Origin of the sequence: Streptomyces yunnanensis, assembly GCF_029011865.1 — a bacterium.
Lineage (GTDB): Bacteria > Actinomycetota > Actinomycetes > Streptomycetales > Streptomycetaceae > Streptomyces > Streptomyces yunnanensis.
In genome coordinates this window covers 3,445,501-3,469,924 of record NZ_CP095749.1, presented here as the reverse complement: position 1 = coordinate 3,469,924, position 24,424 = coordinate 3,445,501, and the positions used below count along the sequence as shown (strand labels likewise).

Annotated in this window: 27 protein-coding genes; 10 read left to right on the top strand and 17 right to left on the bottom strand. The window is 70.5% G+C overall.

Translation table 11 applies throughout. The features are described from left to right. Positions 1–15: 15 nt before the first annotated feature. The 7 genes from MOV08_RS14980 to MOV08_RS14950 all read right to left on the bottom strand — a co-directional run bounded on the left by MOV08_RS14980 (position 16) and on the right by MOV08_RS14950 (position 5,268). The gene (locus MOV08_RS14980; protein WP_275307739.1) at positions 16–804 is read right to left on the bottom strand and encodes a phosphotransferase family protein; all 789 of its coding nucleotides are present in this window, start codon (positions 802–804) and stop codon (positions 16–18) included. Between the two features lie 44 nt (positions 805–848). Then, complete coding sequence (locus MOV08_RS14975; RefSeq protein WP_275307738.1) at positions 849–2,021, bottom strand: cupin domain-containing protein; 1,173 nt, start codon at positions 2,019–2,021, stop codon at positions 849–851. A gap of 182 nt (positions 2,022–2,203) precedes the next feature. Continuing rightward, positions 2,204–2,344 (bottom strand): hypothetical protein, encoded by a 141-nt coding sequence (locus MOV08_RS14970; RefSeq protein WP_275307737.1) that lies wholly within the window; start codon positions 2,342–2,344, stop codon positions 2,204–2,206. A gap of 29 nt (positions 2,345–2,373) precedes the next feature. Further along, on the bottom strand, positions 2,374–2,739 hold the full coding sequence (locus tag MOV08_RS14965; RefSeq protein ID WP_275307736.1) for a DUF6415 family natural product biosynthesis protein: 366 nt from the start codon (positions 2,737–2,739) through the stop codon (positions 2,374–2,376). Positions 2,740–2,898: 159 nt separating this feature from the next. After that, positions 2,899–4,185 carry a helix-turn-helix domain-containing protein gene (locus MOV08_RS14960; RefSeq protein ID WP_275307735.1) on the bottom strand — a complete coding sequence of 429 codons (1,287 nt, stop codon included), beginning with the start codon at positions 4,183–4,185 and terminating at the stop codon, positions 2,899–2,901. A gap of 345 nt (positions 4,186–4,530) precedes the next feature. Beyond that, positions 4,531–4,779, bottom strand: coding sequence for a hypothetical protein (locus MOV08_RS14955; RefSeq protein ID WP_073443515.1), 249 nt, complete (start codon positions 4,777–4,779; stop codon positions 4,531–4,533). Between the two features lie 225 nt (positions 4,780–5,004). Further along, positions 5,005–5,268 (bottom strand): hypothetical protein, encoded by a 264-nt coding sequence (locus tag MOV08_RS14950; protein ID WP_275307734.1) that lies wholly within the window; start codon positions 5,266–5,268, stop codon positions 5,005–5,007. Positions 5,269–5,624: 356 nt separating this feature from the next. Between MOV08_RS14950 and MOV08_RS14945 the strand changes: the two genes are divergently transcribed. Continuing rightward, positions 5,625–6,101 (top strand): DUF5994 family protein, encoded by a 477-nt coding sequence (locus MOV08_RS14945; protein WP_073443514.1) that lies wholly within the window; start codon positions 5,625–5,627, stop codon positions 6,099–6,101. 117 nt (positions 6,102–6,218) lie between these two features. Here the strand turns inward: MOV08_RS14945 and MOV08_RS14940 are convergent, their stop codons facing one another. From MOV08_RS14940 to MOV08_RS14925, 4 genes are all read right to left on the bottom strand, one after another. After that, on the bottom strand, positions 6,219–7,895 hold the full coding sequence (locus tag MOV08_RS14940) for a relaxase/mobilization nuclease domain-containing protein (RefSeq protein WP_275307733.1): 1,677 nt from the start codon (positions 7,893–7,895) through the stop codon (positions 6,219–6,221). Further along, on the bottom strand, positions 7,885–8,631 hold the full coding sequence (locus tag MOV08_RS14935; RefSeq protein WP_420834159.1) for a MobC domain-containing protein: 747 nt from the start codon (positions 8,629–8,631) through the stop codon (positions 7,885–7,887). Before MOV08_RS14935 ends, MOV08_RS14940 begins: the two co-directional genes overlap by 11 nt. Positions 8,632–9,062: 431 nt before the next feature. Further along, on the bottom strand, positions 9,063–10,580 hold the full coding sequence (locus tag MOV08_RS14930) for a DnaB-like helicase N-terminal domain-containing protein (protein WP_275307732.1): 1,518 nt from the start codon (positions 10,578–10,580) through the stop codon (positions 9,063–9,065). Between the two features lie 144 nt (positions 10,581–10,724). Then, positions 10,725–10,922, bottom strand: coding sequence for a helix-turn-helix transcriptional regulator (locus tag MOV08_RS14925; protein WP_275307731.1), 198 nt, complete (start codon positions 10,920–10,922; stop codon positions 10,725–10,727). A gap of 127 nt (positions 10,923–11,049) precedes the next feature. On the opposite strand from MOV08_RS14925, the gene MOV08_RS14920 reads away from it, so the two are divergent. Together MOV08_RS14920 and MOV08_RS14915 are read left to right on the top strand one after the other, a co-directional pair. Continuing rightward, positions 11,050–11,553, top strand: coding sequence for a helix-turn-helix transcriptional regulator (locus tag MOV08_RS14920; RefSeq protein WP_275307730.1), 504 nt, complete (start codon positions 11,050–11,052; stop codon positions 11,551–11,553). A 21-nt stretch (positions 11,554–11,574) separates the two neighbouring features. Continuing rightward, a complete protein-coding gene (locus MOV08_RS14915; RefSeq protein ID WP_275307729.1) occupies positions 11,575–12,729 on the top strand; it encodes a tyrosine-type recombinase/integrase in 1,155 nt (384 codons plus the stop codon). A 7-nt stretch (positions 12,730–12,736) separates the two neighbouring features. Here MOV08_RS14915 and sodN read toward each other — a convergent pair whose 3' ends face one another. Further along, positions 12,737–13,132 (bottom strand): superoxide dismutase, Ni, encoded by a 396-nt coding sequence (gene sodN, locus MOV08_RS14910; protein WP_073443512.1) that lies wholly within the window; start codon positions 13,130–13,132, stop codon positions 12,737–12,739. A 165-nt stretch (positions 13,133–13,297) separates the two neighbouring features. Here sodN and sodX point away from each other — a divergent pair, with 165 nt between their 5' ends. After that, complete coding sequence (gene sodX, locus MOV08_RS14905; RefSeq protein ID WP_039640859.1) at positions 13,298–13,753, top strand: nickel-type superoxide dismutase maturation protease; 456 nt, start codon at positions 13,298–13,300, stop codon at positions 13,751–13,753. On the opposite strand, the gene MOV08_RS14900 is transcribed toward sodX, so the two are convergent. The 4 genes from MOV08_RS14900 to MOV08_RS14885 form a co-directional block, all read right to left on the bottom strand. After that, positions 13,666–14,358, bottom strand: coding sequence for a CGNR zinc finger domain-containing protein (locus tag MOV08_RS14900; RefSeq protein WP_275307728.1), 693 nt, complete (start codon positions 14,356–14,358; stop codon positions 13,666–13,668). The genes sodX and MOV08_RS14900 overlap by 88 nt on opposite strands. A gap of 625 nt (positions 14,359–14,983) precedes the next feature. Beyond that, positions 14,984–15,736, bottom strand: coding sequence for an amino acid ABC transporter ATP-binding protein (locus MOV08_RS14895; RefSeq protein WP_039640857.1), 753 nt, complete (start codon positions 15,734–15,736; stop codon positions 14,984–14,986). 53 nt (positions 15,737–15,789) lie between these two features. Continuing rightward, entirely contained in the window at positions 15,790–16,728 is a 939-nt protein-coding gene (locus MOV08_RS14890; RefSeq protein ID WP_039632846.1) for an amino acid ABC transporter permease, read from the bottom strand. Positions 16,729–16,811: 83 nt separating this feature from the next. Continuing rightward, on the bottom strand, positions 16,812–17,795 hold the full coding sequence (locus MOV08_RS14885; RefSeq protein WP_275307727.1) for an ABC transporter substrate-binding protein: 984 nt from the start codon (positions 17,793–17,795) through the stop codon (positions 16,812–16,814). Positions 17,796–18,358: 563 nt separating this feature from the next. Between MOV08_RS14885 and MOV08_RS14880 the strand changes: the two genes are divergently transcribed. The 3 genes from MOV08_RS14880 (at position 18,359) to MOV08_RS14870 (ending at position 21,408) form a co-directional block, all read left to right on the top strand. Next, positions 18,359–19,588, top strand: coding sequence for an NAD(P)-dependent malic enzyme (locus MOV08_RS14880; RefSeq protein ID WP_039632842.1), 1,230 nt, complete (start codon positions 18,359–18,361; stop codon positions 19,586–19,588). Positions 19,589–19,780: 192 nt separating this feature from the next. Beyond that, on the top strand, positions 19,781–20,743 hold the full coding sequence (locus MOV08_RS14875; protein WP_039632840.1) for a zinc-binding dehydrogenase: 963 nt from the start codon (positions 19,781–19,783) through the stop codon (positions 20,741–20,743). 38 nt (positions 20,744–20,781) lie between these two features. Next, a complete protein-coding gene (locus MOV08_RS14870; RefSeq protein WP_275307726.1) occupies positions 20,782–21,408 on the top strand; it encodes a HutD/Ves family protein in 627 nt (208 codons plus the stop codon). Here the strand turns inward: MOV08_RS14870 and MOV08_RS14865 are convergent. Continuing rightward, a complete protein-coding gene (locus MOV08_RS14865; protein ID WP_275307725.1) occupies positions 21,380–22,126 on the bottom strand; it encodes an antibiotic biosynthesis monooxygenase in 747 nt (248 codons plus the stop codon). The genes MOV08_RS14870 and MOV08_RS14865 overlap by 29 nt on opposite strands. A 137-nt stretch (positions 22,127–22,263) precedes the next feature. On the opposite strand from MOV08_RS14865, the gene MOV08_RS14860 reads away from it, so the two are divergent. The 3 genes from MOV08_RS14860 (at position 22,264) to MOV08_RS14850 (ending at position 24,417) form a co-directional block, all read left to right on the top strand. After that, positions 22,264–22,473, top strand: a complete 210-nt coding sequence (locus MOV08_RS14860; RefSeq protein WP_039640853.1) for a helix-turn-helix domain-containing protein — start codon at positions 22,264–22,266, stop codon at positions 22,471–22,473. After that, positions 22,473–23,033: a Clp protease N-terminal domain-containing protein gene (locus MOV08_RS14855; RefSeq protein WP_275307724.1), complete on the top strand. Its 561-nt coding sequence runs from the start codon at positions 22,473–22,475 to the stop codon at positions 23,031–23,033. The genes MOV08_RS14860 and MOV08_RS14855 overlap by 1 nt, the downstream gene beginning before the upstream one ends. Positions 23,034–23,238: 205 nt before the next feature. Continuing rightward, positions 23,239–24,417, top strand: coding sequence for a serine hydrolase domain-containing protein (locus MOV08_RS14850; RefSeq protein ID WP_420834158.1), 1,179 nt, complete (start codon positions 23,239–23,241; stop codon positions 24,415–24,417). The last annotated feature ends 7 nt before the right edge of the window (positions 24,418–24,424 follow it).

Genomic DNA, 24,424 nt, shown 5'->3' with positions numbered 1-24,424 from the left:
ACTGACCCTGCCTGTTCAGCTGAGGTGGTCGAGATGCTGCCGCACACTGTCGGCTAGGTCGGCGTAGAACGGCACTCGGGCAGCTGCCTGAAGGATTTCGGTGCAGGCGGTCAGCTCCCCGACCTGGCCGGCGGGGGTGCCCAGGACGTCGGCGAACTCCTTGCGGACACGTTCTGCAAGGTCCGGTACGGGCAGGGAGTGCAGGTACAAGTTCGCGGCGTCGTAGCCGGTGGGCGCGGTGCCCCAGCCTTCCCAGTCGAGGAGGGTCAGTTGTGGTCCGGTGAGGTTGGCCCAGTGGAGGTCGCCGTGGGCGGTGGTCCATGTGATCTCGTTGGGGGTGATGCCGGTGTATTCCGGAACGCGGTGGCGGATGTACTGCTCGCGTACCGCTTGGCGGCTGGTGTCGACGGGCGCGAGGCGGTCGATGGCCTGGTGGAGGTCGTGCCACCAGGTATCCGACAACTCCACGCTGTGGTGGAGGACCGGGCTTTGGGATACCGGCGGCGTGGTGACGTACTCGTACAGTTCTGCCCGGTAGCCCCAGCCGCCGGCTGACCAGTCCCGCAAGCCGATCAGCTGTGGCCGGGGCACGGTGGGGGGCACGAGCTGTTCTGCCTCTTTGGGGCCTTCCCACAGCTTCCCGCCTTCTCTGCCGGCGGGGTCGCTGACCAGCCGCAGCCAGACGGGGCTGTCCGGGGTCGTGGCGGCCCCGGACAGGGTCCGGCCGGCATATCCCCACACCTCCCCGCCCGCGGTGCCTGTGAGGTCTAGCAGGTTGTAGGCGTGGGCGCGGGCGGAGAGCATGCGGTCCCTGATAGTTGGCTCAGGGGCAGTGAACATCGGGATTGCTACCTTCTGCGGCTGACGGCTGCGACGTCGGCCGCGACCAACTCGGTGATCAGAGCGGCGACCTGGCCGACGGAAAGCGACGAGGCTACCGCCAACTCGCCTATGGATGCGGTCCTTCCCTCGGCGAGGTGTTTGACCACGGAGAGGGCCGGGGCGGCGAACGTCCACTGCCGGCCGCCTGCGTTCATCACAGGTCGGCCCTCGCCGTCCACCTCGTACCACGCGCCTGAGGTGGTGAGGCGGACGTGGAGGCGTTCGTCGGCGGGGATGGCGCCGATGAACGGCAGGGACGGCATCGGCCGACCCGGGTCCATTGCGCCCCGCGCGCAGAGGAACTCCTCGATCACCCCCTCGTGCAGGGCTGCCGTGAACTCCTTCAAAAGCGCTGCCAGATAGGCCACCTGCTCCTCGCGGGATGCGAGGTGGGGGAGGTTGGCACGGACGGCTGCCGAGGCTCGCAGCTGGCCCGCCAGCCATGAGAGCAGGTCGGCGCCGGTGGTGGGCTTCAGGCCGCAGGTCAGGTGCAGGGAACGGCCTTCGGTGGCGGCCACGGCGTGCCACCAGCCGCGGGGCAGGTAGAGCATGTCGCCGGCGCGCAGAATGATCTCGGCGACCGGCTCGCTCTCGGGCGGTTCGGGCGCTTCGACGTCGATCCGGAGCGGGTCGATGCGGGTGGGTTCGTGGATCTTCCACCGCTTGGCGCCTTCGAGTTGGACGACCACCACATCGTGGTCGTCGAAGTGGAGGCCGAACCCCTCCTTCGAGGTCCACGACGCATAAAGGTTGACCTGCACGTCGGTACGAAGGTGCCGTTCCAGTGCTTCGGCGAAGCGCTCCACCCTGCGGTGCAGGGTGTCGACCGCGTCCAGGACGAGCGAAGCGCCTTCGTTGAGCTGGTGGTGGAGGTTGCCCGGTTCGATGCGATGCCAGACAGTGTGGCGCTTGGTGACCACTGGGTGGGTGTAAGTGTGCTGGGGGACCTGGGCACCGTCGTTGAACAGCCGCAGCCGCGGGGGTTCGAGGCGGTGCCGGGCGATGATCTCGTTGAGGTCGTCCCAGGTGAACAGGTCAGAGAAGTCGCTGACTTGGGGCCAGAGGCGGTAGGTGCGGCCGAACGCCTCGGCGGGGAAGTCCCCGCCGAGGCTCCGGACCGCCGCGGTGATGGCGGTCATCTTCTACTGGCTCCGATCAGTCGTTGCCGTCGCCCTTGCCGGTGCCGCCGCCGTCGCTCAGGCGGTCCTGGGTGCGGGCGGCCTTCACCGTGCGCTTCGAGACGATCAGGTTGTCCATCTCGTACTCCCTTCTCTCTTTTCGGTTTCCCCGCCGAGGTTTCGGCGGGAAGCTATAGGGCCGCCTACGACGGCGGTTCGGTGTCAGGGGCGGAGACCGGGGCAGCCACGGCGTGGTCGCCGTCGTGCTGGACGACCAACGCCGCCAGGAGGGTCAGGCCGGCGGTGGTGCCCAGCAGCCACACCCTCTCCAGCCACACGTCCAACCGCGGGTCCCTACCGCGGTGGCGGCCCTTCACCGGTCACCGGCCGCCATGTCGGGGTTCAGGTGCCGGTGGAAATACAGCAGGCACCTGGCGAGGGCCTGGAGGCGGTGGGTGGCCGAGACCAGGCCGTTGCCAGGTCCAGCCTTGAGTTGGAACTCGGCCCCGGCGATGGCCTGGCGCCAGGCGCCCTCTCTCGGCTGGTGCTCGTTGACGTGCTCTTTTGCGTGCTCGACCAGCGGGGCGAGGTGCCCCTTGAGGGTGTCGATCAGCTGGAGGACTTCGTCGTATGGCGGGAGCGTGGTCCGAGAGCGCAGTGCGGCGGCGATGTCGGCCCGGCACTGGTCACTGCCGATACCCGTGGTGGGCGGGAGTGGGGCGGTGTGGGTGGTTGCCATGGTGCGACTCCTCGAAGACGGGGGTGGTCAACCGCCGCCGCCTGGGGCGAGGAGAGGCCGGCCGTGCGCGGCCCCTGGCGGCTTAAGAAGAGTCAACCGCCGTGAGGAAGGGCAGATCCGCAAACGCTTTGCGACCTCGCAAACCGCTTGCGGGTCAGTTCAATTGAGGGGGACTCCAGCGCGACCGGCGAAGGCGCGGACGCCAGGAAGAGCCCGGTCATGGTGGAGCAGGCCGTTGGCCATGCCCTTGACCGCACCGCGGCGGATCTCCTGCGGTGCGGCCCGCTCGGCGGCCAGCAGGGCTCGGTAGCACTGTTCGGGCTTGCCCCACTGGTCGAAGCAGCGGGCCACGTCGATGAAGAACCGCCCCTGCCGTTCGGCGGTCGGCAAGGTGGTGGGGTCGATGGTCTTGGCCAGGTCGATCGCCTGTCCCGCGTCCCCGAGCAGATAGTGCACCGACAACTGGTGCAGCTGTACCTGCTGGATCCCGGCGTCTGTGCGGACATCTGCGGCCGCCCGGCCGGCTTTGGCGGCATCGGCCGCCTCCGCGATCAGTGCGTGCGCAGTCTGCCGGTCGCCCATCTTGGCTGCCGTGTAGGCGGCGGTCGCCAGCAGCGACGTGCTCGCGGCCAGTCGCGCCGGCTCCGCGGTGCCGCGGCCGGCCCGTACATCCTGCGCGGCCCGCACGGCGATGTCGGTGGCCCGTGCGAGGTGTCCCTGGCGCCGCCACGCGCTGGAGACCATCCGGTGGGCCTCGGCGATCGTCAGCGCGTCTCCGCCGGTCCTCGCTGCGTTCAGCGCGCGGTCCGCGGTGATCGCCACGAGTCCGTCCTCGCCGAGTTTGATGCACAGGCGAGCGGTGATGTTGTAGAGGTCGGCGACCGCCGTGGCTGCCGTCTCCGCAGGCTGGAGCGCACGGGCGCGGGCGATCTGACCGGGCAGGGTCCGGGCCAGGGTGTCGTAGCGGGCGGCTCGGAAGTGTGCCCGGGATTCCTTCACCGTGGCGGCGACGCCGGCCGGTGACACGTCACCGTCCTCGGGCACAGCGGCGCTGCCGTACAGGAGGAGCTCTTCGAGGGGCGCGAGCGTGCTGGCCTCGGCTGGTGTGGCGCTGGTCAGGGGAGAAGCGAAGACCACCGCCGCAGCGGCCAGAAGTTCACGGCGTCGCACGGGGTCGTCACCCTCCTCCGGACCAAGATTGCGGACCACACTAGCGGAGGCAGATGCTCGGCGAACTGATGCCGGAGGTTGCGCGGGCAGCGGCGCGGCAGCGAGAAGTTCGGGCAGTGGAATATCCAGGACTTCGGAGATCTGACGCAGCGTCTCCAGGCTGTTGACCGGGATCACGTCCCGCTCGACCTGGGACACCCAGCTCTCCGACTTACCGGTCATCGCGGCCAAGTCCCGCTGTGGCCACCCCTTGCGCCTGCGGGCCTTGGCGATCATTTTCCCAAGCGTCAGTGCGTTCCCCGCCACTGGGAGCCCCCGAGATCCGTGTCCCCACCGCGTGAGCAAGCCACGGTACTGCCGTGAGGACCGTGGTTGTAGGGGGCATCACGTCGATGTAAGCGCTGCTTGCCAGTAGCGGTTGGCTCCTCGTTGGCCCGCTCCGGCCCTCGTGCTCGTGCCCGCCCAGGGCCCCAGCGCCCATCTGGTCTCAGCTGCACGACCAGAACGCTGCCGAGTCGCCTCTAGCGACCGGAAGCAGCCTGACGAGAACCAGGGCAGATGTCGCTCGCGGCTCTTCGGTCTTCCTCTGCAGGTGAGGTGTGACCTTTCCCGTCCGGGCCGCTATTCCGTAGTACCGCGGCAGAGGCCCTCGACGCGGAACCACAATCCCGGGGCGTAGACCGAATGGATGACGGCCTCCTGCCCTCTCGTGACCCGCAGGATTCTCAGGGCGCCACTGGGCAGCACGTCGTATTGGTAACTGATCTCGGAATTTCCCTCGACGGCGTCGTCGTAGGAGATATCCGCCGTACGTGCTTGCGCGTATTCCTTCGGCGGACGATTTTCCACCAACTTGATGAAGACGCTCATGGGCCAACAGTAAGGGCGTCTCGCGAGCTCCGCCTTCTGGGATGAGGCGACGGTACGGGCGCCGACTGGGTGGGGCCTCACGCCTGGTTCACAGCAGCCCTGGCAGCCCTGGTCAGGGGAGCGGTTGCTTTCCTCCGTTGGTGCCGGTCATGCGGATTCGACGGCTTGCCGGCTGCCTTTCGGGAGGCCGGGACCGCGGGCTGTACAGGGCATGCGCGGGCCTTGTCACGCCTCGCTGCCCTGTGGGCGGTCAGCTCTCTGTGGTTGGCTGGCCGCCAGCCAGGACCGCGCGGGCCCGGCGGGATGCGCGGTGTCCACGGTGAGCTGGAGCCGGGTGCCGCCGTCGTGGCCGGCCGGGTAGCTGCGCTGCTCGGTGGAATCGAAGCAACGCCGGAGAACGTCTGCCACGCGGCGGGCGATATCGGGGGAAGCCGCGATGATGCGAACGTCGGCGTACCCGGCCCGGGGCAAAGGTTCCGCAGGGTTCATGCCAGCCTCGTTTTCTGGATGACGTGAGGTGGTCTCCGGTGGCTATGGCGTGGTGCGAGCCTACGTCACGCTCGCCGCCCCGGCTGGAGAAAGCCGGAGCCGTCTGCGGTCTCCGTGCGGGCGGCCACGGGTGAGGAGAAGCCTGCCGGGTCGGTTGCCGGCCGTGGTCGGTTCCTGGTTTTGTCGCCATGCCCCAGCACAGCTTCCGGAGGACGAAACCGCTCCGGCGCGAGGAGTACAGTGGGGGCTACTGAGCCTTCGCCCGGTGGCTGCCGACATCGTCGGGCGGTGAATGGACGCGTCCGTCGCCGGGCGTGAATGGATGCGTCGAATTCTCGAAGGCGGACAGAAACGCCATGACCGATTCCGATATTCCTCGTGTCCCAGGACTTTTGCCGAGCGCGATCCATCGATCCGTGAAACCCGGGACGGCACTTCTGCGGCTGGAGACCACGCAGGCCCGTGAGGGGATCCTGGATGGCGCATGGTGGCCACGTTCCCGCGACATAGGTGCAGAGCTTCCCGCGCTGGTCAGTGCCCTGGCCGAGCACCTTGGCCCCATCACACGCGTGGGCTTGGACGCGAGTGCCTGGGAGGAACTGCCGACGCGGCTTACGATCGACGATCGCGTGGTCCACCTCGATTCCTTCCCGATCGGTGACGACACGGTTCTCATCACCCGGGGCGACAACGATCACTTCGCCCTGCTGGTGGTCCCGCCCGATACGCCACCCGACGCCGCGCACGTCGCGATGGCCAGGGCAGTGCGGACCGACAACGTGGCGCAGGCCCGACAGATCCTCATCGAAACTGGCAGCACCCGGCAGACCTAAGCGCCCGGGACGCGGCGCGGCCGAGGAAGGACAGCCGCACCTGATGATGGGGTCACGAGGACGACAGCCTGCGAGACCCAGGAGCGACGGACTGCCAGGCTCACGTCCTGCCGAGGGTTACCTGCGGTGGCCCTGTCGGTGACCATTGGCAATGGGCGGCGTCGTGGCCGTCGGCGCTGTAGCTCGGTAGTTCCCGCGTGTATGTGAGCTGCGGAGTGTTGCAGCTGCACGACGCTTGTTGGGCTGGATGGCGATGCGCCAGTTGAGGACCTCGGCGGGGTGTTCGGCGCTGTCGAGTTCTCGCCGGGCGGCGACTTCTGCCAGGAGGTGCCGGGGGTTGTGGCCGGCGGTTTCGGCGCGGGCGAGGGTGGTGGTCAGGGCGGGCCAGGCGGGGTCGGCGAGGATGCGGTCGGCGTGGTCGGGTATGGCTTGTCGCACGGTGTCCTTGAAGCGTTCGGCGGTCTGGGGGCCTGGGGCACGTCGGCAGAGGTCCGCCAGGACGGGCTCGGCGGCTTGGCGGTAGCCCTGTTGCAGGTGGCGGAAGGCTTCCTCGGCCGCTGCTGCCTGCTGCTCGTGGCCACGTTGTTCGTGCCACTTGGTAGCGGCGCGAGCCAGGTGCAGGGCGGCGAAGACCACGGCGATGGCAAGGCCGCCCGGAATGTTGGGGGCGTAGGCGAGTTCCTTGGCGGCTTGGCGTAGCCCGTTGGCGGCCTGATGGTCGGCCCGGACGGCCGAGCGGCGTGCCCGGTTGAAAGCCCGAGCTGCGGCTTGTAGTTCGGGCTGATGTGGGCCGGGTGTGGTGCGGGCCAGGTTGTGCAGGGTGTCGCCGAGGGCGTCCAGGTGGCCCTGGGCCACGGCATCGTCGCCTGCATCGAGAACTGTGCCGGCCGTGCGCAGCGCGATTTCGGCGCGGCGCCACGAGTCGGCCGGGTCCGCCACCTGCTGGGGGCGGTCAGCCACTTCCTGGGTGAGGAGGCGTTCGGTCAGGCGGTTGTAGGACAGGTCGGGGGCGAGTTTGGAGCCGCCGTAGCCGATGGTGTCGCCGGGTGCGGCCAGGCTGTAGCCGTCCACTTCGCCGGTCTTGGTGCTGATGCGCGGCTTGACCTGGATGCCGAGTGAGCCCAGCACGGTGAAGTACTCGTCGATGCTGTGCACGGAGGCGGCGACCGCGTACGCCTGGTCGCGCAGCCACTCCCGCGCGGTCACGTCCTGCCCCTGGCGCTCGGCCTTGGCCCGCTCGGCCCCGGTGGGCGTCTTGGGGGCGGTGAGGTCGCCGGACTTCAGGCGGCGTAGCCCGAACTCGGCCTCGATCTTGCGGCATTCCTTCTGTGCCCGCCAGCCGTCCCGGTTCGTCCGGGGCCGGCGGCCGTCGGCGCGGACGGTGGTGGCCAGGATGTGGATGTGGTCATCCGCGTGCCGCACGGCTATCCATCGGCAGGCTTTTTCGTCGCCCTCGGGGGCGATGCCTGTGGCGGCGACGACGCGGTGGGCGACCTCGGCCCACTCGGCATCGGTCAGGTAGCGGTCACCGGGTGCGGTGCGTACCGGGCAGTGCCACACGTGCTGCGGTGGCTTCTTGCCGCCCAGCTCGCGCGTGCGCAGGTCGACGTGGTGGTCGAGGCGCTTGGCGAGCTGAGTGTAGGTGGCGTTCGGGTCGCGACCGGGGTCGGGAGCGCCGGCCATGTCCCAGGCGGCCACGATGTGCGGGTCGGTGTGCTCCTCGCGACGTCCCTTGCCGTACAGGTAGTTGATCAGGCCGAGGGTGCTGGAGCCGGTGGAGACGTCAGGCACCATGGGCGGCGCCTTCCTCCATGAGCTGGTCCATCAGCCGGTAGCTGCGCTCGACAGCCTGGCCCACGCGGTCGAGTACCGCCTCGGCCAGGTCGGGGACGGCTCTGCTGTTGATGGCCATGGTGATCTGGTTGAGGTTGTTGCCGACGCGGTTCAGCGCGGTGACGTGCACTTCGATGGCTTCCACCAGAGGGCGCACGGGGTCGTCCTCCGGGCTGCCGGTCAGCGTCATGTGACCGAGGGCTACGGCAAGTGCGGCGTCGCCGACGAACCCGGCGAACGTCTGATCGCGCCGTGCGGCTTCCTCGTCGATGATGCGAACCGCGGTGGGAGTGAAGCGGACGGTCTTGTCCTGGTCGCGCTTTTCGGTGGTGCGCTTGCGGTTCATGCGCGCAGGCAGCTTGGGGGCGTCGGGCTCGCGCCACGAGGGTTGCTCGGTGGGCGGGGCGGTGTCGGCAGACGGCTCGGTGGGCGGGGCGGTGGAGTCGGCGACGGGCGCGGCGTTGGGCTCGGCCTTCCCCTCCCCAGGCTCGGGTGCCCGCTGGCGCCCGGCCTCCTCTTCCTCCGCCACCCCTGGGGCGGGGGCAAGCGCGGACGAAGCCTCGTTAGAGGCTCGTTCGCTCCAGCTTGCTGCTGTGTGGTGGGGCCGGCTGAACAGATGCCAGCGGCGGCGAGAGCGACCTGGCGTGTGGTGGCCATCCTGCCGGTTGGCGTCCGTGTCGTCGATGGGGTCGTGCATGTCTTGCTCCGAAGGGTGTTTCTGGGGTCGGGGAGGTGGTGGTGAGGGCGTTCACGGAGGGGGCGTTCACGCGAGCCCCCCTCTAAGAGGGGGCTCGCGTGAACGCTTTGGCGCGTGACCGCCGTGCACCCCGCCGTGATCGCTTGACCTGGGGTTTCGTGTGGAACGTGAACGCCGTGAACGGTCCGTGCGGGGTGCCGGCCGCCAAGGCCGCGTGAACGGTGCCGTGAACGCTCGACGCGGGCAGAACCTGGGGTGGAGGGACGGACCTGGCGCCCGTTATCTGGCGGAAGTCCGGTTGGCTTCCGGCGGGTGACCGGAAGTCCCCGCGTTGACCGAAAGTCGCGGTCACCACCGGAAGGCGCCACCGGAAGAGGGGCAGGACCGCAGGCGGTCGGCGGCGCCTGCGGTCAAGCCGGTAGTTGAGGCGGTCAGGACACGGCGACCAGGCGATGGGCACGGTAGCGCGCCTGGCTACCGCCACCGGTTCCGCCGGCGCTGCCCTGGGTCCTCTCGACGTGTCCGGCCCGGGCGAGCTGGTCCAGCTTGCGGCGGGCCTTCTCCACGTCCGCGCGGCTGGGTTTGGCCTCCTCGGTCAGATGAGAGGCCAGCTCGCGTGGGGTCAGCCCCTCCGGCGATGCCCGCACCAGGGCGAGCGGGTCGAGTGTCTCCTCGACATAGGAGGTACCGCGCTCGTGGTTGTGGATCACGGGCAACGGGCCGATCTCACCGGTCGGCGTCTTGAGGTGGTGGATCTTGACCGCGGGGTCACCGGCCTCACCCGCTACGAAGAGCACGCTGCCCGCGCCGCTGACGAACCAGGTCGAGCCGTACACCCGGTCCAGGACCGGGCGCTGGTCGCGGGGTGCCTCTGCGGTGGACTTGCGCTGGTGGTGCAGCTCCAGGACCTGTGCCCCCTCGCGCAGAGCATGCTGACGGGCGTTGTTGTACGCGATGGCTGCCTCGTCCTCGGTCAGGCGGCTGACCGCGTCCTTGAGGCTGTCGATCACGACGGTGTCCGCCTTGTGGGCGGCGGAGAGCTCGGCGAGCAGGTGGGGCTCCTTGTCGAGGGTGGTGGGCAGCGGGCCGGACCAGACCCGCAGCCGGTCCCGCAGCGTCGGCTCGTCCCGGGGGCCGAGGTGGCGGCGCAGAGCGCGGGCGATCTGCGGTGGCCGGTCCAGAGCGAGGTACAGCACCCGCTCGCCTTCGGCCACCGGCAGGTCCAGGACCGCCTCGTACACGCCGAGCCGGGCGAGGACGACCTGGTGGGCGAGTGTGGTCTTGCCGACGCCCGGCGGGCCGACGATCATCAGGCTTTCCCCCTTGGCCCAGGCGGTCTGCTCGGGCGTGCCCCACAGGGGGTCGGCGGGCGCGCCGGTCTCGGTGACGAAGTCCCACCCGTCGCTCATGTAGCGGTCGAGGCGTGAGCCGGCAGTGGTGCGGGACCGCTCACGCTGGGCGCGCACCAAGTCCTCTACCGCGGCGAGGACTTCGTCCGGGTCTGCCCCCGGATCGCCGGCGCGCTGGACGGCCTGCAAGCCAGCGGCTTGGACCGCGCGCAGCCCTGCCAGGCGGCGCACGATCGAGGCGTAGTACTCGGCCCGGCCGGGCTCGCCGCACTCGTCCGCGAGGTGGTGCAGGTAGGCCGGCCCACCGACGCGCTCCAGGTCGCCCTGCCTGCGCAGCAGATCGGTGACCGCGATCGGGCTGGTGGGCGCCTCGTCACGCCGAAGCTGAAGCAGGGCGGCCCAGATGGTTCCGTGCCGCGGCTCGTAGAAGTCGGCCCCGTCCAGTACGGAACGGACTTGGTCGACATCATCGGGACGGTGCAGGCACGTCCCCAAGACGGCGCGCTCGGCGAGCGGGTCGCGAGGCGTGTTCCCCTGCGCGTCACCGCTGACGGGCGGCTCGGGTGACGTGCGCGGGGGAGGGACATTACGATGGGGCACGGCAAGTCCTCACCGGCGGTTGCGAGGCGGGCAAGGCCCCGCACCACTCAGGCTGGTCGTTCAAGCGGGCGATCTCGTGGGACTTCGAACGGCCTTTGGTGTTGACGCACCAGGGGCCGTCGCCATTTCCGGGATCGGCTCGTGTCATACGGCCATCCCCCACTCGCCCGAGCCCTGCGCGAGCGCGTGCTCGTAGCGCAGCAGCTCCGCCGTGCTGTACAGCACCCGCTTTCCGATCTTGACTCCGCGCGGCCCCTTCCCGATCTGGCGCCAGTACCGGACCGTGCTCTCGGACGTGCGGTAGCGCTCGGCGACCTCGGCGGTGGTGAGGTAGGTCTCCATCGTTTTCCCATTCGACTAGCTTGCGAGTCGTTCTGGAAAGTTTGTAGCCGACGGATGGCGGCAAGTCAAATGGGGAAGCGTATGATTCAATTTGGAAAACGATGTGATGGTGACAAGGGAGGCCGGCATGGCTGAAGGTCAGGCAGGCGGTGGCGACGTGCCACTGCTGTACAGCGAGGGCAACATCGCGGCGCGAGTGGCTCTGGAGCGCGAGGTCAGGGGGTGGAGTACGACGGAGCTGGCGGACCGGGTCTCCAGGGCCGGCGTCAAGATGAACCAGACGGCGATCTGGCGCATGGAGAACGGCAGCCCGCGACGCCGCATCAACGTCGACGAGGCCCTGGCCTTCAGCAGAGTCTTCGAGCTGCCCCTCGAAGAACTCATGTCTCCGCCGCTCGAAGGCATCGACCTCGAAGGGCGGCGCCTGGTTCAGGAAGCCGTCGAGGCGTTCTACGAGTCCCGCGACGCCCAGGACCGCCTCCACCGGGCCGTGACCGCCACCGCCGAGTACATCGAGGCGCACCCCGACGGCTCACGAGCCATCCATGAACAGTGCCTTCGCCTCACGGGCGACGAGCGCGACGCCCGCACCCTCACCGAGTACATCCAGGGCGGCGGCTACTACCACTAACCAACCCAAAGGAGAACGAACTTGGCGAATATCCAGAAGCGCCCCAACGGCAAGTGGCGTGCCCGCTACCGCGACCTCGACGGCAGGGAGCACGCCCGCCACTTCGACCGCAAGGTCGACGCCCAGCGCTGGCTCGACGAGGTCACGACCAGCATGGTCACCGGCCTGTACGTCGACCCGCGTGCCGGAAAGATCTCCTTCGAGAAGTACGCGACCAAGTGGGAGGGTGAGCAGATATCCGGTGAGGCGGGCACCCGCATCACGGACAACGCCCTGCGGGTCCACCTGATACCCGCCCTCGGCTCGTACGCGATGGCCTCCCTGCGGCGGACCCACCTCCAGGCGCTCTTCAAGAAGCTCTCCGAGCAGCTCGGCCCCGGCAGCGTGCGCAACGTCTACGACGTCCTCGTCCGCGTCATGACGGCCGCCATCGAGGACAAGGTCATCGCCACGAGCCCGTGCAAGCGGATCACGCTGCCGGCCATCTCGGACGAGGAGGTCACGCCGCCCACCGTCGCGCAGGTCGAGGCGATGGCCGGCGTGATGCCGCCGTACGTTCGCGCGGCGATCGTCGTGCTGGCCGGATCGAGACTGCGCATTGGCGAGTTGCTCGGCCTGAAGGTCTCGGACGTCGACTTCAAGCGGGGTGCCATCCGCATCGAGCGGCAGCGGCTGCAGTCCGGGCTCATCGGCCCGCCGAAGACCGCCAAGTCCCGGCGCACGGTCCCGGTCGGAGAGGTCGTCACGGACGCCCTCCTCGCGCACCTCGCCGCACGGCCCTCGAAGGAGTGGCTGTTCACGATGGAGGAGGGGGAGCCCCTCAACTACAGCCGCTGGAAGACCGAGTGGAAGTGCGCCCGCAAGGCGCTGCAGAAGGCGGAGAACGAGGCGGCCGAGCGCGAGGGGCGCCGGCCCGTCGAGCTGCCGCACATGGTGACGCACGACCTGCGGCACTTCTATGCCTCCGCGCTCATCGCGGGAGGGGCCAGCGTCAAGCAGGTCCAGCTCGTCCTCGGCCACGCATCCGCCGTCATCACGCTGCGGATCTACGCCCACCTGTGGCCGGGCGAAGAAGACCGCACCCGATCCGTCATGGACGCCGTGCTCGGCGGCCTGCGGACCGGGTGCGGACAGGGCGACGCTGCAAGTAAGGAAATTGCAGGTCAGAGGGCATGATCCAAGATCAAGCCTTCTTCGTCTCCCAGAAGATCTTGTCGATCTCGGCGATGAGCTCCAGGGCCTTCGTGCCCGTCTTCGGGTCGTTCGAGGCCTTGGCCGCGCTGAGGGCCTTGAGCGTGTCGTTGACCAGCTGGTGGAGCTGCGGGTACTTCTCGAAGTGCGGGGGCTTGAAGTAGTCGCTCCACAGCACCGAGATGTGGTGCTTGGCCAGCTCGGCCCGCTGCTCCTTGATCAGGACGGCGCGGGTGCGGAAGTCCGCGTCCTCGTTGGCCTGGTACTTCTCCTGTACGGCCTTGACCGACTCGGCCTCGATGCGGGCCTGGGCCGGGTCGTACACGCCGCAGGGCAGGTCGCAGTGCGCGCTGACCTTGACCTTGGGGGCGAACAGGCGGGAAAGCATGTTCAGTCCTTCCTCGTGATCGTCTTCTCACGTGCGAGATTACTCGGTGCGGGAAGGCTTTTCTCGGGTGCCCCGGGGGTCTTAGGGCAAAAGTCCGGTGGCGGGCCGGGACTGATGGAGGATGGTCTGGTGAAGGTCGCACAGGGGCTGGACCGGGAGGTACGAATGCCGGAGCGGGTGCGCGAGCCGGAGCAGGACAGCGGCGGCGGCGCGGAGCCGGTGCGGGGCGGGCCGCTGCGGTCGTTCGGGTTGGCGGAGGTCTACAACCCGTCGATGGTGCCGACGCTCCGGCCGGGGGACCATCTGGTGGTCCGGTACGGCGCGGTGGTGCGTCCCGGTGACGTGGTCGTGCTGCGGCACCCGTTCCGGCAGGACCTGCTGATCGTCAAGCGCGCGGTGGAGCGGCGGGACGGCGGCTGGTGGGTGCGCGGCGACAACCCGTACGTGGAGAACGACAGCCGGGAGTTCGGCACGGTCCCCGACGACCTGGTGATCGCCCGGGCGTGGCTGCGGGTGCGGTCGCCGCGCGGGCTTCAGCGCTCGCCGCGGGCCGCGCTCGCCTGGGGCTCCTGGGCGCTGTCGGCGGTGCGGCCGCTCTCCAGGCGCTTGCGGGCGCGGTAGGCGGCGACGTTGGCGCGGGTGGCGCAGCGGTCGGAGCAGTAGCGCCGCGAGCGGTTGGTCGAGGTGTCCAGGTAGGCGTTGCGGCAGGGCTTGGCCTCGCAGATGCCCAGCCGGTCCACGCCGAGCTCGGTGAGGTGGAAGGCCAGGCCCATGCAGGCGGTCGCGGTGAAGCCGGCGGTGGCGTTGGCGGCGTGGTCGGCGATGTGCATGTGCCACTTGGGGCGACCTCCCCCACTCTCGACTCCTCCCCCACTCTCGACTCCGTTCGAGCGGGGGGACCCCCATGAGCGGGAGGTGCCCCCATCGTCGCGGTACTCATGGCCGGAGATCTGTGGGCTGACCGGGAACTCCATCATCAGCGCGTTCAGCAGGTCCACGGCGAGTACCTCGTCGCCGCGGTCGGCGGCCTCGAAGACCGCGCGGAGCCGGGTGCGGACCGTGCGCAGCCGCGTGACGTCGCTCTCGCTGGCCCGCCGGGCGGCCTGCTGGGCACCGCCGAAGAGCTCACGGACCGCCTCGACCGATGTCAGGGTGTCCTCGCCGCGCTCGGGCTGCTCGGTGTTGACCAGTCGCACGGCGTAGTCCGAGTAATAGGTCAGTTCCACTTGTAGTCCTTACGGGACGCGTCCAGAGTGCGGGTGCCCACCTGCGTAATGGGTGTTGTCACTACGAGGGTATTACGACCCGTCCGGTCCGTAACGCCGTGCCGCCTGACGGCGGGGTGTTGCGTTGTCCGCCGTGTCCGCCTGACGGCGGGGGGTGCGTTGTCCGCTGCGCGGGGCTGTTGGGTGCGGTGACGGGCCTGCGGGGGTGGTGTGCAGGACTGCTGCGCTTTACGTCCTGCACACCACCCCCTCCGGCCCGTCCCCTCCCGTGAGTGGGTGGGAAAGACAGGTTCGTCCACCCTCGCGCCGGTGGTCTGCTCACGGTCACCACTCGACAACGAACCCGCACCGGCCGACCGGCCGGCACCTCCACCCACCCTTTCCATGACCACCCACGGGAGGGGACGGGTCTGCGGGGCAGGGGTTGTCCGGACGTAAAGCGCAGCAGTCCGGACAACCCCTGCCCCGCAGACCCGGCACCGCGGCCGAACAGCCCCGCGCAGCGGATTCGCACCGCACCCGAAACGCCCCGCGCAGCGGCACCGCCCACCGCAGGCGACACGGCGGCGGGGCCGGCAACGTACGAACGAGCTCCGCGCAGCGGACCCGCCGCGGCCTCCTAAGGTCACAGCACCTTGGACAGGAACGACTGGGTCCGCTCGTGCTGGGGGTCGGTGAGCACATCGCGCGGGTGGCCGGATTCCACCACCACGCCGTTGTCCATGAACACCAGGGAGTCGCCGACCTCGCGGGCGAAGCCCATCTCGTGGGTCACCACGACCATCGTCATGCCGTCGGCCGCCAGGTCCTTCATGACGTCCAGGACGTCGCCGACCAGCTCCGGGTCGAGGGCCGAGGTCGGCTCGTCGAAGAGCATCAGCTTCGGTTCCATGGCCAGGGCCCGGGCGATCGCCACCCGCTGCTGCTGGCCGCCGGAGAGCTGCGAGGGGTAGTTGCCGGCCTTGTCGGCCAGCCCGACCCGCTCCAGCAGCGCGCCCGCCCGCTCCCGCGCGGCCGCCTTGGACTCGCCCTTGACCTGGACCGGCGCCTCCATGATGTTCTCCAGCGCGGTCATGTGCGGGAAGAGGTTGAAGCGCTGGAAGACCATGCCGATGTCCCGGCGGCGGGCGGCGACCTCGCGGTCGCGCAGCTCGTAGAGCTTGCCGTTGTGCTCGCGGTAGCCGACCAGTTCGCCGTCGACCGACAGCCGGCCGGCGTTGATCTTCTCCAGGTGGTTGATGCACCGCAGGAACGTCGACTTGCCGGAACCGGACGGGCCGATCAGGCAGAAGACCGCGCCGGGCGCCACCTCCAGGTCGATGCCCTTGAGGATGTGCGCGGTGCCGTAGGACTTGTGGACGCCCTCGGCCTTCACCATCGGGACGGTGGCCTCGCCGGAGTCCTTCTCCGCGGTCGTGCTCGTGGTCTTGCTCATGCCGTACCTCCGGCGCGGTTCGGGCCGGCCAGCTTCGCCTTGACGCGCTGGAACGGGGTGGGCGGAAGCTGGCGGCTGGAGCCGCGGGCGTAGTAGCGCTCCAGGTAGTACTGGCCGATGCTGAGCACCGTCGTGGCGATCAGGTACCAGGCGGCGGCCAGGATCAGCATCTCGACCACCACGCCGGAGTCCCGGCCGACGTTCTGCGCGGCCTGGAGGAGGTCGTAGTACTGCACCGCGATCACCAGGGACGAGGTCTTGAGCATGTTGATGACCTCGTTGCCGGTCGGCGGCACGATCACCCGCATCGCCTGCGGCACGACGATCCGGCGCAGCGTCTTGCCGTGGCTCATGCCCAGCGCGTGCGCCGCCTCGGTCTGGCCCTCGTCGACGGCGTTCAGGCCGGCCCGACAGATCTCGGCCATGTACGCGGCCTCGTTGAGGCCGAGACCGAGCAGTGCGCACAGGAACGGGGTCATGAAGTCCGACCACTCGTCCTTGTAGATCGGCATGATGTCGATGTACTGGAAGACCAGGCCGAGGTTGAACCACAGGAAGAGCTGGACGTAGACCGGGGTGCCGCGGAAGAACCAGACGTAGAACCACGCCACGGACTTGGTGACCGGGTTCTTGGACTGTCGCATGACGGCCAGGACCACGCCCAGCACGATGCCGATCACCATCGAGAGCACGGTGATCCACAGGGTGTTGCGCAGGCCCTTGAGGATGTCCGTGTTGAACATGTACTCCGGTATCGCGCCCCAGTTGACCTTCCCGGAGGCGAAGGCCCGGACGAGCAGGGCCAGCAGCCCGATGACGACGAGGGCGGCGACCCAGCGCCCGTAATGGCGGACCGGTATGGCTTTGATGGGCTCGGGCTGGGCCGGCGGAGCGGACGCCGGCGGCTCGGCCGGCTTGTCGACGTCAACTGACACGAAGGTTGCCTTTCAGCGTGTGGCGGGAGAGGCGTGAGGGCGGCCGCGCGGAGCGCGCCGGCGAGGGGGGACGGGCCGCCGGCTCAGGTGCCGCCGTTGATCTGCACTTCCTTGACCCCGGCGTCCTTGACGTTCCACTTGGCCAGGACGCCGTCGTACGCGTGGTTCTTGATCACCAGCTCCACGGCCGCCTTGAGCGCGTCGCGCAGCTGCTCCTGGCCCTTGGGGACGGCGATGCCGTACGGGGCCGCCTTGAGCGGGGCGCCGCCGACCATCTGGAAGTCGTTGCCGCCGCCGGAGACCTTCACCGCGTAGGCCGCGACCGGGTAGTCGCTGGAGACCGCGTCCACACCGCCGGTCCGCAGCCGGGTCTGGGCCTCGGAGTCGTTGTCGAACGCCTCGATGGAGATCGGCTGTTCGCCGCCCGCCTCACATGCCTTGGACTTGTCCTTGGCCAGGTCGTGGGAGACGGTGCCGCGCTGCACGGCGAGCTTCTTGCCGCACATGGTCTCCCAGCCGTCGATGCCCTTGGTCTTGCCCTTCTGGGTGTAGAGCGAGACACCGACGTTGAGGTAGTCCACGAAATCGACGCCCTCACCGATCTTCTTGCCGGTGGTGGAGTCGATGCCCTGCTGGCGGTCCTTGGTGTCCGTCATGGCCGACATCGCGAGGTCGTAGCGCTTGGACTTCAGGCCGCCCATGAGGGTGTCGAAGGTGGCGTTGTTGAAATTGAGCTTGATGCCCAATTCCTTGCCGATTGCCGCCGCGAGATCCGGATCGATGCCTTCCACCGCGCCGTTCGAGCGGAACTCCACCGGCTTGTAGGTGATGTCCGAGCCGACCTGGAGCATCCCCTTGTCCTGGACGTCCTTGGGGAGCTTGCTGAAGAGCGGGGCGTGCGGATTGCGGTTCTTCGCCGCCTCCCGTCGGGCGATCGCCGCGTCGGTCTGGTCACCGCAGGCGCTGAGCAGCAACAGCGATGCGGTGACCGTGGCTATCGCGGCGGCAGTCTTGACGGACTTACCGGACCTGCCGGCCGCCGCGCGACGGGTGGTGTCTGCGGTCATGCGGATCCTCCTGCGGATGGGTAACCGACGTGCCAGTGTGGGCAGCCGATGTGCTGGTGAGAAGGGGGTGTGCACACACCTTTGGGCACCTTTGAGCGTCGCGCCCTCGGTCGGTGACGGAATCCTGCCATCCGCACTCCGGTATGCGGACTGTTGCGCAGGTCAAAATCGGATAACGGACGAGCGAGGGTGATCGTCGGCCGCGTCCCACAAGGGGAAACGCCGCTCACCGGCCCGGGAGGCGATGATCGCGAGTGCGGGGGCGTCTCGGAATTCGGACAGTCGCGGGGGATCTTCGGCGATTTCCGCTATTCCATCACTAATGTCGGAGCTCTGTACCGACAGGTAACGAATCTAACTCGTCGCGCCGGACGCACGTCCGGTAGAAAGGTTCGTTACACCCCTCATCCGGGGCTCAGGGCGCGTGTGCGGCGCGCCCGGCGTCCGTACCTCCCCCCGCGCGGCGGCTATCCGCAGCGCAGGGCGCGGGCGCGGTGCCCGCCCACTCCCCAACCAGGGAGTGGCCACCCTCAACAGATTTACGACAAAGGGGTCAGAGAAAAGTGGCAGCGGAGATCGTCAATCCTCGCAGCGACAGTGAGACAGGCGTCGAAGGGGGCGCGGACGGCACGTCCGGCGAACTCTTCGACCCGGCCTTCGCGCTGCATCGTGGCGGCAAGATGGCCATCCAGGCAACTGTGCCGGTGCGCGACAAGGACGACCTGTCCCTCGCGTACACGCCGGGCGTGGCCAAGGTGTGCAGCGCCATCGCCGAGCGTCCCGAGCTCGTGCACGACTACACGTGGAAGTCCCAGGTCGTGGCAGTGGTCACGGACGGCACCGCGGTGTTGGGCCTGGGCGACATCGGGCCGGAAGCCTCCCTCCCCGTGATGGAGGGCAAGGCCATCCTCTTCAAGCAGTTCGGCGGCGTGGACGCGGTCCCGATCGCGCTCGCGACCACCGACACCGACGAGATCGTGGAGACCGTCGCCCGGCTTGCGCCGTCCTTCGGCGGCGTCAACCTGGAGGACATCTCGGCGCCCCGGTGCTTCGAGATCGAGCGCAAGCTCCAGGAGCGGCTGGACATCCCGGTCTTCCACGACGACCAGCACGGCACCGCCGTGGTCACCCTGGCCGCGCTGCGCAACTCCGCCAAGCTCACCGGGCGCGAGCTCGGCGACCTGCGGGCGGTCATCTCGGGTGCCGGCGCGGCCGGTGTCGCCATCGCCAAGATCCTGGTCAACGCCGGCATCGGCGACGTCTCGGTCTGCGACCGCAAGGGCATCGTCTCGGCGGACCGTGCGGACCTCACGGACGTCAAGCGCGAGCTGGCCGGCTTCACCAACAAGGCGGGCCTGACCGGTTCGCTGGAGACGGCGCTGGACGGCGCCGACGTCTTCATCGGCGTCTCCGGCGGCACGGTGCCGGAGGAGGCGGTGGCGAAGATGGCGAAGGACTCGCTGATCTTCGCGATGGCCAACCCCAACCCGGAGATCCACCCGGACGTCGCCCACAAGTACGCCGCCGTGGTCGCCACCGGGCGCAGCGACTTCCCGAACCAGATCAACAACGTGCTCGCCTTCCCGGGCATCTTCGCCGGCGCCATGCAGGTGCGCGCCTCGCAGATCACCGAGGGCATGAAGCTCGCCGCCGCGGAGGCGCTGGCCGCCGTCGTCGCCGACGAGTTGAGCGCGGACAAGGTCATCCCGTCGCCGTTCGACGAGCGGGTGGCCCCGGCGGTCACCGCCGCCGTCGCGGCCGCCGCCCGTGCGGAGGGCGTCGCCCGGCGCTGACCTGCCACCGTCGCGGACACCACTGACGGGCCGGGCCGGCATCCCTCGCGGGTGCGGGCCCGGCCCGTCGGGCATCTGCGGCGATGGCCGGAAACGGTGGGCGGAATCCGGCCGTCCGAGGCCCGTGCCGGGCGGCGCGCGTCACACCCGCGCCCGCTGTCGCCGGGGGCGCCCGCGCCCTACGTTGGGATCATGTTTGCTGCCTACGCCGCCCGCATCGACCGCGACCAGCCGCTGAACGGCCTCGAATTGGGGGACCGCCCGGCCCCCGCCGCCCGCCCCGGCTGGACCACCGTCGACGTCAAGGCCGCCTCCCTCAACCACCACGACCTGTGGACGCTGCGCGGCGTCGGGATCACCGAGGACTCGCTCCCGATGATCCTCGGCTGCGACGCCGCCGGCATCGACGAGCACGGCAACGAGGTTGTCCTGCACTCCGTCATCGGGCAGACCGGCCACGGCGTCGGACCCGACGAGAAGCCCTCGATCCTCACCGAGCGCTACCAGGGCACCTTCGCCGAGCGGGTCACCGTGCCGACCTGGAACGTCCTCCCCAAGCCCGCGGAGCTCTCCTTCGCGGAGGCCGCCTGTCTGCCGACCGCCTGGCTGACCGCGTACCGGATGCTGTTCACCAACGCCGGGGTCCGGCCCGGGGACAGCGTGCTGGTCCAGGGTGCCGGCGGCGGCGTGGCGACCGCCGCCATCGTCCTGGGTGCCGCCGCGGGCCTGCGGGTCTTCGCCACCAGCCGGGACGAGGCCAAGCGCAAGCGCGCCGTGGAGCTGGGCGCCGAGGCGGCGTTCGCGAGCGGCGAGCGGCTGCCCCGGCGGGTGGACGCGGTGATCGAGACGGTCGGCGCCGCCACCTGGTCGCACTCGGTGAAGTCGCTGCGACCCGGCGGCACCCTGGTCATCTCGGGTGCCACCAGCGGTTTCACGCCCAAGAACGGGGAGCTCAACCGGATCTTCTTCCTGGAGCTGAAGGTCGTCGGCTCGACGATGGGCAGCAAGGAGGAGCTGGCCGGACTGCTCGACTTCTGCGCCGCCAAGGGCATCCGGCCGGTGATCGACTCCACGCTGCCGCTGGACCGGGCCCGCGAGGGCTTCGCGAAGATGGCCGAGGGGGAGCTCTTCGGGAAGATCGTGCTGACGGTCTGACGGCCGTGGTGCGTCGAGTGCGGGGAAGGAGCGGGGACGTGCGGATCCTTCGGGCGGACGGGCGGGCGGCCGTGCCGTGGCGCAACGGCGGCGGGCTCACCCGCGAGGTCGCCGCGCATCCGCCGGGCGCGGGCTGGGACGCCTTCGCCTGGCGGGTGAGCCTGGCCGAGGTGACCCGGGACGGGCCGTACTCCCCGCTGCCCGGTGTCCGGCGGATCCTCACCGTCGTCGATGGCGCCGGGCTGGAACTGACGGTGGACGGCGCCGTGCACCCGCTCCCCGGCCGCTACCGCCCCTTCGCCTTCCCCGGCGCCGCCGCCACCGACTCCCACCTGCTCGACGGCCCGGTGGTCAATCTGAACGTGATGGTCCGGGAGGGGCGGACGGCGGCGCGCGTCACGATGGTGCGCGGGAGCCGGGAGCTGACGGGGGCGCGGACCGCGGTGGTGGTCGCACTGGACGGCGGGGCCCTGATCGATGCCGCGGCGGCGGGGGAGCCGGGCGTGCGGCTGGCGCGGTACGACGCGGCCGTGTGGGAGCCGACGGGGGACACGGCGGCGCCCGTGGTGGTGCGGACGGACGGGGTCGCGGCGGTGATCGAGCTGTCCGACGTCGTCCCCGATGCCCCGTCCGACGTCAACGGGGCCGCGGGGACGGGACGTTGACCAGGGTCTTGTACGGCTGGTAGCCGGAATCCGATGGGCGGGCCGGACCGTCGGCCGTCGCGGGGTCCGTGTGTTCCGCGGGGACGGCCGGTACGGCTGTGACGCCGGGCAGGGCGTCGAGCGCCGCCCGCAGCCGGTCCGCGGTGCCCCCGGCGAGGAATTCCCGCCGGGCCGAAGCGTCCGCCCACTCCGCGTAGTTGAGCACCCGTCCGCCGTCCTGGGCGAGGTGGAGGTGGGCGCCGAGCAGCCCCGGGACCCGTGCGCGGCCCAGGAGGTCGACGACGGTGTCGGCGAGGGCGCGCTGGGCGTCGGGGCCGGTGGTGGCGAAGACCGGGGTGGCCACGAAGCCGGGGCGGGCCGCGGGGCGTTCCTCGGGGACGTGGCTGCGGTAGCGGCGGTAGCGGGTCGGGCCGGGGCGGCGGATGCCCGGGAGGGCCTCGTCGATCGGGGCGATGGCCGCGGGGCGCCGGGTGCGCACCCACTCCCGGTGGGCCCGGTCGTCCGTCCACTGCGCGTAGTTGAGGACATGGCTGCCGTCGGTGCTCAGGAAGGTGGCGAGCGCCAGCATCGCGGCGGGGCGCGGTTGGTCCTCCCAGGCGGCGAGCACCGCGTCCGCCGCCGGGCGCTGGAAGCGGGGCTCCGGTACGAGCCAGGGGCTGATGAGGACGGTGGCGGCGTCGGGGCGGCGGACGTCGGGGAAGTCGGCGGTGGACGGCATGCGGGCTCCGTGATGTCGCGGTGGTGGTGCTGGAAGCCTCTTCCCTCAAGTGCGGTTGAGGTCAAGGGGGTCGAAGGGGTCACCCCACCTGTCAACGATGGTTGACAGGTGGGGTGTGTCAACCTAGATTGACGGTCATGACCGAGGCAACGGATCTCGCCGCACGGGCGAGCGACCCCGACCCGCGGGCCGGCCTCCGCGCCGTGGCCGCGCTCCGCCGGCTGTTGGAGCAGCTGGAGGCGGTACAGGTGCGCAGCGCCCGTGCGAAGGGCTGGTCGTGGCAGGAGATCGCCGCCGAGCTGGGAGTCAGCCGGCAGGCGGTCCACAAGAAACACGGGAGGCGTTGATGTTCGAGAGGTTCACGGCCGCCGCCCGGGCGGTGGTGGGCGGTGCGGTGGAGCACGCGGACCGCACCGGAAGCGACTGCGTCGGCGAACCGGAGCTGCTGCTCGCGCTGTTGGACCAGCGGGACTCCCCGGCCGCGGCCGCGCTCGACAGGCTCGGCGCGCCGCGGCCGGCGGTCGTCCGCGACCTGGCGGCGGACCGGCGGCGGGGCGGTCTCTCGGTGGCCGACACGGTGGCGCTGGCCGCACTCGGGATCGACGTCGACGCGGTCGTGGCCCGGGTGGAGGAGACGCACGGGGCCGGGGCGCTGGCCGGCGGGGGGCGTCGGGCCGGGCGCGGCAAGCGGGTGCGCCGGACGTTCGCGCCGGAGGGCAAGGCGGTGTTGGGGCGCGCGCTGCGGATCGCGGTGGGCCGCGGCGACCGGCGCCTGGGCGACGAGCACCTGCTGCTGGCGCTGACCGCCGGGTCCGGCCCGGCCGGGGTGGTGCTGGCCGGCCACGGGGTGACGTACGACGCCGTGGCGCGGGTCCTGGCGGAGCGCTCCGCCCGACGCGCGAGTTGACCGGTCCGAGGAGGAGCGCGGCGGCGTTGCCCGCGGCCCGGCCCGGCGGCCGTGCACAGGACCCTGGCCCGCGCGAATTCGGTGGAACGGGCCGCACCGGGCTGCGTACCGTGACCCGGATACCGGCCGGCGGCCGGCAGCCGGCGGCCGGTGCGCTCGCCCCTGCCCGCCCGCGGGCCGACCGGAGCGGCAAGAGGAGCACGTGGTGTCGGGTTGGGACCTCCCAGCGGTGGCTGGGGGAGGAGCGGCGGACGAGGGGTTCGGCGCGGTCGCGGAGGAGTTCCGGCGGAACTTCACCGAGCGCGGGGAGCTGGGCGCCGCCGTCACCGTCCACGTCGGCGGGCGCAAGGTCGTGGACCTGTGGGGCGGCACCGCCGACGCGCGGACCGGGCGGGCCTGGGAGGCGGACACCGCGGTTCCGGTGATGTCCTGCGCCAAGGGGATGCTCGCGGTCAGCGCGCATCTGCTGGCGCAGCAGGGCGTCTGGGACCTGGACGCGCCGATCGCCGCGTACTGGCCGGAGTTCGGCCGGCACGGCAAGGAGCGGATCACCGCCCGGATGATGCTCACGCACACCGCCGGGATCCCGCTCGCCGAACGCAAGCTGACGTTCGATCAGATCATGGCGTGGACGCCGATGATCGAGGCGCTGGAGGAGCAGCCGCCCCTGTGGGAGCCCGGCACCGCGTACGAGTACCACGCGCATGCGCTGGGCTTCGTGCTCGGCGAGGTCGTCCGCCGGCTCACCGGGCTGAAGCCCGGCGCCTACTTCCGCCGGGCGATCGGCGACGACCTGGGCCTGCGCACCTGGATCGGGGTGCCGCAGGAGGAACTTCCGACGCTGGCCAGGCTGGTCGAGGCCGAGGGGCGCCCGACCCTGCCGCCGAGCGACTCGCTGATCATGCGGGCGCTGACACTGCACGGCGCGGTGCCCTTCCCCGGCCTCGACGATCCGCACGGCTACAACGCGCCGGACGTGCTGACCCGGGAGTTCCCCGGGGCCGGCGCGGTCTCCTCGGCGCGCGGACTGGCGGCGCTGTTCGCGGCCGTGGCGACCGGCGTGGAGGGCGGGCCGCGGCTGCTGGGCGAGGAGACCGTCACCGACGCCGTCCGGCCGCTGTCCGGCGGCCCGACCTTCTCGGGGCTGCCGGACCTCGGCGCCCGCTACGGCAGCGGCTTCCTGCTGGACTCGCCGTTCCGCCGACTGCTGGGCCCGCGCTCCTTCGCCACCAGCGGGGCGGGCGGCCAGTTCGCCTTCGGCGACGACGAGTTCGGGGTCGGCTTCGGCTATGTCACCAACCGGCTGGGCGCCAGCGGAGACGTCCGCGCCGAGCGGCTGATCGAGGCCGTCCGGGCCTGCGTGGGGGCGCCGGCCGTCGCCTGAGCCCGCG

Coding starts and splice junctions, on each gene's coding strand:
- MOV08_RS14980 (WP_275307739.1), bottom strand. CDS start 804: ATGCTCTCCGCCCGCGCCCACGCCTACAACCTGCTAGACCTCACAGGC.
- MOV08_RS14975 (WP_275307738.1), bottom strand. CDS start 2,021: ATGACCGCCATCACCGCGGCGGTCCGGAGCCTCGGCGGGGACTTCCCC.
- MOV08_RS14965 (WP_275307736.1), bottom strand. CDS start 2,739: ATGGCAACCACCCACACCGCCCCACTCCCGCCCACCACGGGTATCGGC.
- MOV08_RS14960 (WP_275307735.1), bottom strand. CDS start 4,185: ATGATCGCCAAGGCCCGCAGGCGCAAGGGGTGGCCACAGCGGGACTTG.
- MOV08_RS14955 (WP_073443515.1), bottom strand. CDS start 4,779: ATGAGCGTCTTCATCAAGTTGGTGGAAAATCGTCCGCCGAAGGAATAC.
- MOV08_RS14950 (WP_275307734.1), bottom strand. CDS start 5,268: ATGAACCCTGCGGAACCTTTGCCCCGGGCCGGGTACGCCGACGTTCGC.
- MOV08_RS14945 (WP_073443514.1), top strand. CDS start 5,625: ATGACCGATTCCGATATTCCTCGTGTCCCAGGACTTTTGCCGAGCGCG.
- MOV08_RS14940 (WP_275307733.1), bottom strand. CDS start 7,895: ATGGTGCCTGACGTCTCCACCGGCTCCAGCACCCTCGGCCTGATCAAC.
- MOV08_RS14935 (WP_420834159.1), bottom strand. CDS start 8,631: ATGCACGACCCCATCGACGACACGGACGCCAACCGGCAGGATGGCCAC.
- MOV08_RS14925 (WP_275307731.1), bottom strand. CDS start 10,922: ATGGAGACCTACCTCACCACCGCCGAGGTCGCCGAGCGCTACCGCACG.
- MOV08_RS14920 (WP_275307730.1), top strand. CDS start 11,050: ATGGCTGAAGGTCAGGCAGGCGGTGGCGACGTGCCACTGCTGTACAGC.
- sodN (WP_073443512.1), bottom strand. CDS start 13,132: ATGCTTTCCCGCCTGTTCGCCCCCAAGGTCAAGGTCAGCGCGCACTGC.
- sodX (WP_039640859.1), top strand. CDS start 13,298: ATGCCGGAGCGGGTGCGCGAGCCGGAGCAGGACAGCGGCGGCGGCGCG.
- MOV08_RS14895 (WP_039640857.1), bottom strand. CDS start 15,736: ATGGTGAAGGCCGAGGGCGTCCACAAGTCCTACGGCACCGCGCACATC.
- MOV08_RS14885 (WP_275307727.1), bottom strand. CDS start 17,795: ATGACCGCAGACACCACCCGTCGCGCGGCGGCCGGCAGGTCCGGTAAG.
- MOV08_RS14875 (WP_039632840.1), top strand. CDS start 19,781: ATGTTTGCTGCCTACGCCGCCCGCATCGACCGCGACCAGCCGCTGAAC.
- MOV08_RS14865 (WP_275307725.1), bottom strand. CDS start 22,126: ATGCCGTCCACCGCCGACTTCCCCGACGTCCGCCGCCCCGACGCCGCC.
- MOV08_RS14860 (WP_039640853.1), top strand. CDS start 22,264: ATGACCGAGGCAACGGATCTCGCCGCACGGGCGAGCGACCCCGACCCG.
- MOV08_RS14855 (WP_275307724.1), top strand. CDS start 22,473: ATGTTCGAGAGGTTCACGGCCGCCGCCCGGGCGGTGGTGGGCGGTGCG.